General features: G+C 62.3%; 12 protein-coding genes. 5 read left to right on the forward strand and 7 right to left on the reverse strand.

Translation table 11 applies throughout. The features are described 5' to 3' along the window. Positions 1-35: 35 nt before the first annotated feature. From rluB to A11A3_RS10415, 6 genes are all read right to left on the reverse strand, one after another. Positions 36-875, reverse strand: coding sequence for a 23S rRNA pseudouridine(2605) synthase RluB (gene rluB / locus A11A3_RS10390; protein WP_008929253.1), 840 nt, complete (start codon positions 873-875; stop codon positions 36-38). Then, positions 868-1,734: an SMC-Scp complex subunit ScpB gene (scpB, locus tag A11A3_RS10395; protein WP_008929254.1), complete on the reverse strand. Its 867-nt coding sequence runs from the start codon at positions 1,732-1,734 to the stop codon at positions 868-870. The genes rluB and scpB overlap by 8 nt, the downstream gene beginning before the upstream one ends. Positions 1,735-1,736: 2 nt before the next feature. Then, entirely contained in the window at positions 1,737-2,663 is a 927-nt protein-coding gene (locus A11A3_RS10400) for a segregation and condensation protein A (protein WP_051011798.1), read from the reverse strand. 15 nt (positions 2,664-2,678) lie between these two features. Further along, the gene (locus A11A3_RS10405; RefSeq protein ID WP_083851740.1) at positions 2,679-3,893 is read right to left on the reverse strand and encodes a tryptophan--tRNA ligase; all 1,215 of its coding nucleotides are present in this window, start codon (positions 3,891-3,893) and stop codon (positions 2,679-2,681) included. 136 nt (positions 3,894-4,029) lie between these two features. After that, positions 4,030-4,653, reverse strand: coding sequence for an L-threonylcarbamoyladenylate synthase (locus tag A11A3_RS10410; protein ID WP_008929257.1), 624 nt, complete (start codon positions 4,651-4,653; stop codon positions 4,030-4,032). Positions 4,654-4,700: 47 nt separating this feature from the next. Continuing rightward, a complete protein-coding gene (locus A11A3_RS10415) occupies positions 4,701-5,546 on the reverse strand; it encodes a PHP domain-containing protein (RefSeq protein WP_008929258.1) in 846 nt (281 codons plus the stop codon). Positions 5,547-5,650: 104 nt separating this feature from the next. Between A11A3_RS10415 and A11A3_RS10420 the strand changes: the two genes are divergently transcribed. The 3 genes from A11A3_RS10420 (at position 5,651) to A11A3_RS10430 (ending at position 7,362) form a co-directional block, all read left to right on the forward strand. Beyond that, on the forward strand, positions 5,651-6,307 hold the full coding sequence (locus tag A11A3_RS10420; protein ID WP_008929259.1) for an inner membrane-spanning protein YciB: 657 nt from the start codon (positions 5,651-5,653) through the stop codon (positions 6,305-6,307). After that, on the forward strand, positions 6,285-6,584 hold the full coding sequence (locus tag A11A3_RS10425; RefSeq protein WP_008929260.1) for a YciI family protein: 300 nt from the start codon (positions 6,285-6,287) through the stop codon (positions 6,582-6,584). Before A11A3_RS10420 ends, A11A3_RS10425 begins: the two co-directional genes overlap by 23 nt. A gap of 115 nt (positions 6,585-6,699) precedes the next feature. Then, positions 6,700-7,362, forward strand: a complete 663-nt coding sequence (locus A11A3_RS10430) for a TIGR04211 family SH3 domain-containing protein (RefSeq protein WP_040297045.1) — start codon at positions 6,700-6,702, stop codon at positions 7,360-7,362. A gap of 275 nt (positions 7,363-7,637) precedes the next feature. Here A11A3_RS10430 and A11A3_RS10435 read toward each other — a convergent pair whose 3' ends face one another. Further along, positions 7,638-8,645, reverse strand: a complete 1,008-nt coding sequence (locus A11A3_RS10435) for a hypothetical protein (protein WP_008929262.1) — start codon at positions 8,643-8,645, stop codon at positions 7,638-7,640. Positions 8,646-8,805: 160 nt separating this feature from the next. On the opposite strand from A11A3_RS10435, the gene yihG reads away from it, so the two are divergent. Both yihG and A11A3_RS10445 read left to right on the forward strand, forming a co-directional pair. Beyond that, complete coding sequence (gene yihG / locus A11A3_RS10440) at positions 8,806-9,696, forward strand: 1-acylglycerol-3-phosphate O-acyltransferase, YihG family (protein ID WP_008929263.1); 891 nt, start codon at positions 8,806-8,808, stop codon at positions 9,694-9,696. A gap of 64 nt (positions 9,697-9,760) precedes the next feature. Then, the gene (locus A11A3_RS10445) at positions 9,761-12,322 is read left to right on the forward strand and encodes a DUF349 domain-containing protein (protein WP_008929264.1); all 2,562 of its coding nucleotides are present in this window, start codon (positions 9,761-9,763) and stop codon (positions 12,320-12,322) included. The last annotated feature ends 1 nt before the right edge of the window (position 12,323 follow it).

The following is a 12,323-nucleotide window of genomic DNA, read 5'->3' on the forward strand; positions in this document are numbered from 1 at the left end:
GGCGGAAGGGTCGCTTCCGCCGTTCTGGAGTGCCGCTAGCGGCGATAGGGGTTGCGACGGGCCTTTCGCGGCGGCTTCTGGTCACGCTGGTGACGCAGGCGGGCGCGACCGTAGAGGCCGGTGTATTTCTTGCCTTTCAGGTCGACCTTGTCGATCAGCGGCTTGATCTGCTCGGCGGTCAGGTCCATCCAGCGGCCCTGGCGCAGTTGTGGCGGCAGCTTGAGGTCGCCGAAACGAATCCGCATCAGGCGCGCCACATCCAGGTCCTGGGACTGGAACAGGCGACGCACTTCCCGGTATTTGCCGCCCACCAGGGTGACCTTGTACCAGTGATTGGCGCCTTCTTCCGCGCCGCCGGCATCCTCGATGCTCTCGAACTGGGAGATGCCATCCTCCAGCAACACGCCGTCCAGCATGGCCTGGCGCTTTTCTGCGGTCATGCCGCCGCGCACGCGCACGGCGTACTCACGGACAAAGCCGTTGGAGGGATGCATCAGCCGGTGGGCCAGCTCGCCATCGGTGGTGAACAGCATCAGCCCGGTGGTATTGATGTCCAGGCGTCCTACCTGCACCCAGCGCATGCCCTGCAGGCGCGGCAGGTTATCAAATACCGTGGGGCGACCTTCCGGGTCGTTGCGTGAGCAGACCTCCCCCGGGGGCTTGTGATACATGATCACCCGTTGAACTGTTTCGTCTTCGGCCTTCACCTTCACTATCCTGCCATCGACACGCAAGGTGTCCTCGGGGCCAACCCGGTCACCCAGGGTGGCGATATTACCGTTCACGGAAACCCGGCCATCACTGATCCAGGTCTCCAGCTCGCGGCGGGAACCCAGCCCTGCTCGGGCCAGGACTTTCTGCAACTTCTCACTCATGGGGTGTCTGGTCGTCCTCGTCGCTGGCGTCGTCGCCATCGGTGGCTGTCGCCGTCTCGTCAGCGCTGTCGGCCTCGTGCTCGGCCGCATCCTGGGCGCCTGGCTTGCGGCGGAATTCCGCTTCAAAGCCGGACAGCACCTCGTCCACCTTGTCCATGCTCATCAGCATCGACTCGTCAATTTCCGGCTCCTGTTCCAGGCCGGGGATGCTTTCCTGGTCACCGGGCAGGCGGGCCTCGTGTTCGTCACTGCCAGCACCCTGATCATCCTCGCTCAAGGTGGTAGCATCCGGGTCCGGCGCATCACTGAGCGCCAGCTCTTCGTTGATACGATCCAGGTCGCGGATTTCCGCCAGCGTCGGCAGCTCTTCCAGGCTCTTGAGGTCGAAGTAGTCCAGGAACTGGCGGGTGGTGGCAAACATGGCCGGCCGGCCGGGCACGTCACGATGGCCCACCACGCGCACCCAGTTGCGCTCCAGCAAACTCTTGATGATGTGTGAGCTCACGGACACACCCCGAATTTCCTCGATCTCGCCACGGGTAATCGGCTGGCGATAGGCAATGAGGGCCAGGGTTTCCAGCACCGCCCGGCTGTAGCGAGGCGGCTTTTCCTGCCACAGGCGGCTGACCCAGGGGCCCAGCTCGCTGCGCACCTGGAAACGAAACCCGGAGGCCACTTCCCGCAGATAGATGCCGCGCTCGGCATAATCCTCATTGAGCTCTTCGAGCAGTTTGCCCAGCTCCGGCTTGCCGGGCCGGTCTTCCTCGTCAAACAGTTCCAGCATGGCATCGCGGCTAAGCGGGCCGTCGGATACCAGAATGGCCGCTTCGACGATCTTTTTGATTTGTTCTGCTTCCACGCTTATCCCTCGGTGCCGTCGTGGGCGTCTTGCGGTTCGTCGTCATCATCCAGTTCCAGGGCGGCCAGCGCCTCGGATTCTTCCAGTACCAGGGTCTTGGCCTTCACGTGGATGGGCGTGAATGGCCCGTTCTGGATCAGTTCCACCAGTGAGCCCTTGACCAGCTCCAGCATGGCCAGGAAGGTCACCACCACGCCAAGGCGGCCCTCTTCCGGATTGAACAGCTCCACGAAGGGCACGAACTCCCGTCCCTTGAGCCGATCCAGTACGTTGGCCATACGCTCGCGGGTGGACAGTTTCTCGCGTGAGACCTGGTGGCTTTCAAACATGTCGGCGCGGTGCATGACTTCCTTGAGGGCCAGCAGCAACTCGCGCATATCCACATCCGGCTGGGCCTTCTCCCGGCTGTAGTCCGGGCGCCGGGCCTCGGCCACATGGATGTCGCGCTCCAGGCGGGGCAGCTCGTCGATATCCCCCGCGGCCTTCTTGAAGCGCTCGTATTCCTGCAGCCGGCGAATCAGCTCGGCACGGGGGTCTTCGCCCTCTTCTTCCTCGTCCTCCTTGGGGCGTGGAAGCAGCATGCGCGACTTGATCTCGCTGAGCATGGCGGCCATCACCAGATATTCGGCGGCCAGCTCGAAATTCATGGCCTTCATCAGCTCCACGTACTCCATGTACTGACTGGTGATGGTGGCCACCGGGATATCGAGAATATCCAGATTCTGTCGCTTGATCAGGTAGAGCAGCAGGTCCAGCGGGCCCTCGAAGGCTTCCAGGAAGACTTCCAGCGCATCCGGGGGGATGTAGAGATCGTCGGGCAGCTTGGTGATGGCCTTGCCATAGACCAGACCGAACGGCATCTCCGACTGACTCGGGTGATGCGGCGTAAAGGTCTGTGTTGAGTCTGTCTGCTCGACGGTCTCTGTCATCTGTCTCTCCCGCCGTTAGCGGTAATTGAGGCCCATGGCGCCACGCACCTCTTCCAGGGTGGCACGGGCGGCCTCGCGGGCTTCTTCACTGCCCTCGGCGACGATGGTGCGAACCAGATCCGGGTTGCGCAGGTGCTCCTCGGCACGCTTGCGAATCGGCTCTACTTCTTCCTGCACCGCCTCGATGATCGGTTTCTTGCAGTCCAGGCAGCCGATGCCGGCGCTGGTACAGCCATCTTGCACCCACTGGCGGGTGGTGTCATCGGAGTAGACCATATGGAACTGCCACACCGGGCAGTTCTGCGGGTTGCCCGGGTCGGTGCGGCGTACCCGCGCCGGATCCGTGGGCATGCGGCGGATCTTGCTCTCGATTTCGCCGGCTTCTTCACGCATGCCGATGAAGTTGCCATAGGACTTGGACATTTTCTGACCATCCAGCCCCGGCATCTTGGAGGCCTTGGTCAGCAGCGCCTGGGGCTCGGGCAGAATGACCTTGCCGCCACCTTCCAGGTCCCCGTACAGGCGCTCCTTGTCGCCCAGGGTGATGTTTTGCTGGTTATCAACCAGTGCCCGTGCCGTTTCCAGGGCCGATTCGTCGCCCTTTTCCTGGTACTGGCGGCGATGATTGGTGTAGATCTTCGCCTGTTTTTTGCCCATTTTCTTGATGGCGGCTTCCACCGCCTCCTCGAAGCCCGGCTCGCGCCCGTAGAGGTGATTGAAGCGACGTGCCACCTCACGGGTCAGCTCCACATGGGCCACCTGGTCAGCGCCCACCGGCACCTGCCCGGCCCGGTAGGCCAGGATGTCCGCGGACTGCAGCAGCGGATAACCGAGAAAGCCGTAGGTACTCAGGTCCTTCTCGCGCAGTTTTTCCTGCTGGTCCTTGTAGGTGGGCACTCGTTCCAGCCAGCTCAGCGGCGTCATCATCGACAACAGCAGGTGCAGCTCGGCGTGCTCGGGCACCTGGCTCTGAATGAACAGGGTGGCCGAGCCCGGGTTGACGCCGGCGGCCAGCCAGTCAATCACCAGGTCCCAGACGTGCTGTTCGATCTTCTGCGGATTCTCGTATTCCGTGGTCAGGCCATGCCAGTCCGCCACAAAGAAGAAGCACTCGTATTCATGCTGCAGGCGTACCCAGTTCTTCAGTACGCCATGGTAGTGCCCCATGTGCAGACGGCCAGTGGCGCGCATGCCGGATACCACTCGCTGGGAAGGAACCACGGAACTCAAAAGCCAACTCCTTGTGAACAACGCTCGCGCCCCTGGACGGACGCACTGGAAAGCCCGCAATTATAAGGGCAACCGGGGCCGCAAAGACAGCGTCACGGGCACAGTCGTGCAAAGCGTGACCGTTTTCGTGGAAGCGCTAAAAAATGCTGTCCACCGGGCCGGCCCCTTCGCGCACGATATGCGGGCCGTCGCCCTCGCAGAGGCTGATGACGGTGGTTTCGGTAACGCCGCCAAAACCACCGTCGATCACCAGATCCACGTGCCCCTGCAGAAAATCACGCACATCCTGGGGGTCGGTGAGCGGAAATTCGTCATCCGGCAGATGGCAGGTGGAGGTCATGATCGGCTCGCCATGTTCGGCCAGTAGCGCCTGGCAGATGGCGTGATCGGGCACGCGGATGCCGATGGTGCGCTTTTTCGGGTCCATCAGGCGCCGCGGCACTTCCGAGGTGCCCTGCAGGATAAAGGTGTAGGGGCCCGGGGTATGCGCCTTGAGCAGACGGTAATCCGGGTTGTCGATCTTGGCATAGGTGGCCAGGGCCGACAGGTCATGGCACAGCAGGGTGAACTGGTGCTTCTTGTCCAGCCGGCGCAGGCGAATCAACTGGTCGAGGGCGGCTTTTTCGCCGATGCCGCAGCCCAGCGCGTAGGTGGTATCGGTGGGATAGGCAATCAGCCCGCCACGGCGCAGCACGTCCACCGCCTGGCGAATCAGGCGCGGCTGCGGAGTTTCCGGGTGAATATAGAGTGTCTCGGTCATGGGCTGGCATTGTGCGACGCCGTGCAGGCCCGCGCAAGCGGCTCGGGTTAGCGGCCCGCCCACACCGGCCGGGCCTGTGACGGCAGTGGCGGCAGCCGCCCCAGTGCCAGCCAGCGCTGTTCCGGTGAGTGAAAATCGGAACCGGCGGAGACGGCCAGGTCGAAATGCTGCCAGCACTCATTGAGCAGCGTCTGCTGTTGCGGTGTCAGGCCCGGCATGGCCAGCTCCATGCCCTCGCCGCCCGCCGCCTTGAAGGCGCCCATTAGCTGTCGCAGCCGCTTGCGCGTCATGCCATAGGCCTGGGGGTGCGCCAGCACGGCAATGCCACCGGCTTCACGAATGGCGGCTATGCCCTCCTCCAGACTGCACCACGGGGTGCTCACGTAGGCGGATTGGCCCTGCTTGAGGAAGCGATTGAAGGCATGGCGATGATTGCGGACCCGGCCGGCCTGCTCCAGCATTTTGGCAAACCAGGGGCGCCCGGGAGCCACGTCATCGGCCAGCTCGCAGGCGCGCTCATAGCTGTTGGCCAGGCCAGCGGCCCGGTCCAGCTTGCGACCAATCTGCCGGGCCCGTTCCACCCGCGCTTCGCGCTGGGCGGCGACGCGGGCCTGCAGGGCCCCGTTGTCGGTGTCCAGCCATAACCCCAGCACGTGGATTTCGCGGGTTTCATAACGCACCGACAGCTCAATGCCATTTACCAGGTCGATACCATGCTGGCTGGCCGCGGCGCGCGCTTCCGGCAGCCCCGCCAGGGTGTCGTGGTCGGTAAGCGCCAGGCAGGTGACTCCGTAGTCCGCCGCCCGCTTGACCAGCTCGGAGGGGCTCAGGGCACCGTCCGAAGCCAGGCTGTGGCTATGGAGGTCCGGGCATTGATAGTTAAAAACGGTCATAGGGTATGTGCAGTCATCGCAACCGGGCGCTCACGCTACCACAGATGGTGGGTGAATTGCGCTGCCGATCCCGTTACCATCGGCCTCTCGCAAAAGGACAGTTCATGAAGCAGTTATTCGATTATCTGCCGGTAGTGGTGTTTTTCGGGCTCTATTTTCTGGGCGGCCGGGACATCATGCTGGCGACACAGGGCATCATGGCCGCCAGCGTCGTGCAAATCGTGCTGGGCTGGCTGGTATGGCGCACCGTCAAGCGCATGCACCTGATGGTGTTTGTTATCACCATGATCTTCGGCACCCTGACGCTGCTTTTCCGTGACCCGGTATTCATCAAGTGGCGCCCGTCCATTATCAGTTTTGTACTGGCCGCCGTGTTGCTGGTGGGCCACTTCCTGCGTGAGCGCAATTTGCTGCAGCGTCTGTGCGAATCACTGATGGCCTCCGGCTTCGGCTTTGTGGTGGCACTCAGCAAGAAAGACTGGCAGCGGCTCAACCTGGCCTTTGTGCTCTACTTTGTCTTCCTCGGCCTGCTCAACCTTTATATTGCCTTCCGGTTCAGCACGGATTTCTGGATGACCTTCAAGATGTTCGGCTTTTCTGCCATCCAGATGCTCTTTTATGGCTGCGTCATTGGCTATATCTACAAGCGCATGCCGGAAGCGGATCGCCAGCGACTGTTCCATGGCAAGAACGATGACCCAACCCCTCCCCCAGCAAACCAGGAAAAGAAGGATGACGATGCTGTACGCGATCATCAGTGAAGACGTGCCCGATTCCCTGCCCCTGCGCGGCGCGGCCCGCCCGGATCACCTGGCCCGGCTGGAAGCCCTGAAGGACGCAGGCCGCCTGGTGCTGGCCGGCCCCCACCCGGCCATCGATAGCAATGACCCCGGTGATGCGGGCTTCAGCGGTTCGCTGATCGTGGCCGAGTTCGAGTCACTGGAAGCGGCGCAGCAATGGGCCGACCAGGACCCCTATGTGGATGCCGGTGTCTATCAGCGAGTCACCGTCAAGCCGTTCAAACGGGTTCTGCCCTGAGCAATTTGCCTTTTTTTACAAAGAGCCACTGGTGTGGCGGCAGAAATGTGACGATGGTAATGCCGCCTGGCGCCGCCCTTGACTAGACTGCGCGGCCGGATCGAAGGAGTAACCGATGCTTGCAAGATTGTTGTGTATTGTCGCCCTGGCCATCATGAGCCTGCCGGCCCTGGCGTCCACCGCCTGGGTGGACGACAGTATTTATGTGCCCATTCGCGCCACCGCCAGCCCGGGCGGCCGCATCCTGCACCGGGGCATCAAAAGCGGCACACGCATCGAGTTTCTCGGTAATGACGGCGACTGGGCCAAGATTCGTTACGGCGATATCGAGGGCTACATCGGCAAGCAATATGTCAGCCAGACGCCCACCGCCGCCATCCAGCTGGAGCGCGTCAGCAAGGAAAACCAGGAAGCCCGGGCGGAATTGTCCAAGTTGCGCAACCAGATGGCGGACCTGAAAGGTGAGCGTGACGCCCTGTCGGACCAGACCAGCCAGCTGAAAAACTCGCTGGACTCCCGCGGCAAGGAACTGGACAAGTTGCAGAAAGTGGCCGCCGACCCCATTCGCCTGGACCAGGCCAACCGCCACCTGAACGAGGAGCTGAGCCTGCTGCGCTCGGAGCTGGATCAGGTGAAAGCGGAGAATGTCATGCTGCGCAATAACAACACCTCGCGGGAGTGGATCACCGGGGTGGGCATTCTTATCCTGGGCCTGATCGCCGGCATCCTGTTCCGCTCGCGTTCCACGCGCCGGCGCAGCGGCGGCTGGACCAACTGATCCCCGAAAAAGCCCGGCACCAGCCGTAATGCTGTTCACTTAAGCGGAGCAAATCTAGCTCAACCCTTTCAGGCAGGTCCCCTCTCCCCCTGCGGGGGAGGGACAGGGAGAGGGTGCGGGCAAATTTCAATGACTTACCATTGATCTGGCTGTCCCGTCCCCCTCTCCCCAACCCCTCTCCCGCAAGGGGAGAGGGGCTTAAAAGCTTAAGTGAACAGCATTACGGCACCAGCCGGGTTTTTTATTGGTTCTGCGCCGCTTCTCGGCTGGCAGTCTCAGTCATCCACCAGCCCGAACTGGGTTTCCACCCTGAAGACCACGCCGGTCACGCCCTTGAAATTGTCTTCCCGGGGCCAGAATGCGTACGGCTCTACTTCGTAATAAAGCCAGTCTCGCCAGATGTTGCGCCGGAAACGCAGGCTCACCCGCCAGGTTTCAATGGCGGTGACCGGCCGGGTATAGGCGTCATAACTGGCGTACAACCCTATGCCGCTGCGTTTGCCGAGGCGGAAGTACAACGCGCCGCCCTGATTGAAGTACCAGTTGCGGCCGGCTTCGTTGTTTTCCTCGGTGAGCTCGATTTCGTTGCTGAATCGGAAGCTGGTCACCGGTGTGATAGGCCGGTCCAGTTCAAACAGGCTGCTGGTGCCAAAACCCTCCGGGTCCTCCCAATAGCCTTTCTGTGTGAACCGGAACCAGGTCTTGCCACCGGGCAACTGGTAACGCCAACGGTAGCGGGCCCGGGTGAAAACTTTCAACTGGGAACGCAGGCCCGCATCCAGGTCAATATCCATGCGGTCACTGGTGGTCACCACCCAGCGAAGGGCGCTGCGGAAACCATTGTTATTGTTGTTGCCAACCTGCTCCGGACGCGAGGCCAGATCATCGCGCAGCTCGTCGTCGCGGTCGGAGTCGGTGCGAAATACCAGGCTGAGCCGGTTTTCCGCGTTGGGCAGCTCCGCCTTGGCGCGGATATTGAGGTCACTGCCGGAATCGTGGTCATCCTGCCAGCGATAGGCACTGATCACCCGCAGCAAGGTGCCCGGTTGCTCATCAATGGCATGGTTGGGGTCGGCGAAGAAATGGTCCACCCAGCGGCTGGGCCAGCACACCGTGCGAGACATCCAGTCATGGGTGCGGTCGATTAGCCCGCCGCTGGCCTGGGCCTGACGGCACACATCCCGGATTTGTTGTTGTTCTTGCGCCTCTTGCGCGGCCTGCTGATCAGCCAGCACCGGCGTTGTCATCAGACAAGCCAGCAGGCACCAGTAACGGGCATCCATACTGCCAGCATAGCCTTGCGCGCAGGCCGGCGGAATCCCGCCACCAAAAGAAATTATCGGTCATGGTGCAGGGCGCTATTTTGACCGAAACTGACACGGTACAAGCGCCCGCCTTTTCGCTAGGCTTGCGGGTTAAATCCATGAATTTACACGGCTTACCATGACCCTCTGGAACAAGATTCGCGGCATCCTCGCCCTGGTCGGTATTGTTATCAATACCCTGTTGCTCTGCCTGCCCCTGTATCTTTTCGCCCTGCTGCGCCTGGTACTGCGTACCGACAAGGCCCAGGTCGTGCTATCGCGCATTCTGGTGCTGATTGCGGAAATCTGGATCGGCAACAACAACATGATCATCGCCCTGAGCAGCGGCATCCGCTGGAAGATTTCTGGCATGGAAAGCCTCAGCAAGGATCAGTGGTACCTGATCACCTGCAACCACCAGTCCTGGGCGGACATTCTGGTGCTGCAGAAGATTTCCAACCGGCGCATTCCCTTCATGAAGTTCTTTCTCAAACAGGAACTGATCAAGGTGCCACTGTTGGGGCTGGCCTGGTGGGCGCTGGATTTCCCCTTCATGAAGCGTTACACCCGGGCCGAGCTGGAGAAAAACCCCGCCCTGAAAGGCAAGGATCTGGAAACCACCCGCAAGGCCTGCGAGAAATTCGGCTACTTTCCCACCTCGGTGATGAACTTCTTCGAGGGCACCCGTTTTGATGAACAAAAGCAGCAACAGCAGGGCTCTCCTTACCGTCACCTGCTCAAACCCAAGGCCGGCGGTGCCGCCTTTACCCTGGGTGCAATGTCAGGACATTTGCGAAATCTTCTTGATGTGACCATTATCTACCCGCCGGGGACTTCCCGCTCCCTGCTCGGTTTTCTGGGCGGCGCCATGAGCGAAGTGGAAGTCATTGTGCAACAACGGGTAGTGCCTGCCTGGGCGTCAGAAGGTGATTACGAAAACGACGAAGCCTTCCGCGCCCGTTTCCAGCAATGGATTGGTGAAATCTGGGCGGAGAAGGATGCTCTGCTGGAGACACGACTCAACGCCTGAGCACCGGGCGCGCGCTCGCGCCGCCCTACAATAAGGGACACGGGATCCGCCCGTGCAGACTGTTATGTTAGGCCGATTTCTCAAACCACGCTGGCAACACACTGATGCCGGCGTGCGCCTCAAAGCCGTTGAATCCATGGTGGCCGCCAATGACGCGGCCCTGCTCGCCCAGCTGGCGCGCGGCGATGCCAGCGAACTGGTCCGTGCCGCCGCCACCGGTCGTCTCACCGATTTTGCCCTGCTGGATGAAGTGCACCAGCGCGATGAAGCGCCCAGCGTTCGTCAGGCCGCCTCTTTGCGCATCATGGCCCTGCTGGCCGGCACCGTCGCTGATGCGCCGCCCCTGGACACCCGCATCCGACTGATCCGCCTGACCGGTAACGACGAGGCACTGGCCCAGATTGCCAGCCACAGCCCGGATGCCGCCTGCCGTGATGCCGCGGTGAGCCAGCTCAAGGATCAGGACCAGCTCTTCCACCTGGCCATCCATGGCGCTGAAGAAACCCTGCGCGTCAATGCGGCCCAGCGCCTGGCATCCCTGCCCCTGCTCAAGCGCCTTGCCCGCGAGGGGCGCGACAAGCGAGTGGTCCGCCTGGCCCGCGACCAGGCCAAGGCCCTGCAACAGCAGCAACAGGAAGAGCAGGCGCACACGGCCCGCGTCATTCACCTGGCCGATACCCTGGAGCAACATGCCCGCCGTCGCACCGACGCCCTTTACGGCGCCCGTCTGGAGCAGCTTGAGCAGCAATGGCAGCAATACCAGCGCCACGCGACACCGGAACTGGCCGAGCGTGTGCAGCAGGCGCTGCGCCAGTGCCAGCACCAGCTTGAACAGCAACAATATGAAGCCGAACAGCAGGCCCTGGCGGCCACCGCCATCGCGGAACGCGAAGCCGCCAGTCAGGGGCTCTACCAACTTCTCAACAACGCCACGGCACAAACCTGGGAACAACAGCTGGGTGAGTTGCGTGCCGCCCTGGCCACCCAGCAGCGACGTTGGCAAAGTGCTGACCAGCAAGCGCCGGCAGCGGACAATGAGCGCCAGGCTTTCGAGAATCTGACCCGTGCCTTCCAGACCATGATTGATCTGGCCAGTCGCGCCATGGAACAGTACGAAGATCCGCAGGCCCTGGCGGAACTGGCCGCCCAATGGCCCCGGGAATATCCGCGGCCGGCGGTATTACAGCCGCCCCAGGCCGAGCCGGTGCCGGCAGAGCCTGCCAGCCGGACGCAACCGCGTGAACACAATCCCCATCGTGGCCTGATCGTGGCCCTCAAACGCGAGCTGCGTCAGGGCAACCTGCGCCATGCAAACCGTCTGTGGCACAAGGCCGAAGCGTTGGTCGAAGAAGGCAGCGCCCCCGCCCTGGCTCGCGAGCTGGACAAGCTGCAGGCCCGCCGCCGGGAATTGCAGGACTGGCACGCCTTCGCTGCCGAGCCCAAGAAGGTAGAGCTATGCGAACAAATGGAAGCGCTGCGCGACAGCGCCATGGATGCTCCGCAGCTGGCCAGCGCCATTCAGGCCCTGCACGACGAATGGCGCGAACTGATGAGCTCGGATCAGGACCAGGATCAGGCGCTTTGGGAGCGCTTCAAGGCAGCGTCGGATATTGCCTACCAGCCCTGTCGTGAGCACTTTTCCGCCCAGGATCAAGTCAAGGCCGACAACCTGAAAAAACGTCGCACGCTTTGCGAGCAACTGGCGAGCTTTCTGGCGCAGCAGGACTGGGAAAAGGTGGACTGGCAAGCGTTGTGGCAAATCCGCCAGCAGGCGCCCCGGGACTGGAAGGCCCTGCAACCGGTACGATTCACCGACAACCGTGACGTCAAGAAGCAGTTTTCCGCCTTGCTTGCGCAGATGGACGAAAAACTCGATGCCGCCATTGATGAGGCCAGCCAGACACGTCAGGCGGTGATTGAACAGGCCGTCGCCCTGGAGCAACTGGATGACGCCCGAGAAGCCGCGCGTCAGGCCCAGCAACTTCAGCAGCAATGGCGTCAGACCCCCTGGTTGCCACCGGCTCGCCATCGCAGCCTGCAAAAACAGTTTCGCAAGGTCATGGATCGTATCTTTTCCGCGCGTGACCGCCAGTTTGAAGAACACCGCCAACAGCAGCAGGCCCGTCAGGACCATATCCAGCAGGCACTGGATCAGCTGGAGGCGCTGCTTGATGCTCCGGGCGACACGCGTGATGCCGGGGCTCTGGAAGCCGCCCGGCAGGCGGTGCAGGAGCAGGCCCGTGGCGACATGCCCAAGCCCCAGTTTCGGCGCTACCAGGCACTGCAACGGCGCTATGAGGAACATCTGAATCAGCAACAGCAGCGCCGCCGGGGGGAGAAGTTGCACGAGCAGCTGGCCGCCCTGCCCCGCGCCGACCAGGCCAACGACAGTGGCTATCAGCTGGCTGTGGCCCTGGAGGTGCTGGCCGGCCTGCCAAGCCCGGAAGCGGAACAATCCCGGCGCATGGCCTGGCAACTGGAACAGCTGCCCGCCGCCATGAAGCGCCAGAGCGCGGCTCCCATGGAAGAAGCGGCAGCGGTTATTGCCGCCAGTGCCGATGCCTGCCTGTGCGAGGCGACCTTCCAGCGAACCCGCCGCGCCCTGGAGGCGCTGGTCCGCCAGTAAC

It is taken from the genome of Alcanivorax hongdengensis A-11-3, from assembly GCF_000300995.1.
GTDB classification, from domain to species: domain Bacteria; phylum Pseudomonadota; class Gammaproteobacteria; order Pseudomonadales; family Alcanivoracaceae; genus Alcanivorax; species Alcanivorax hongdengensis.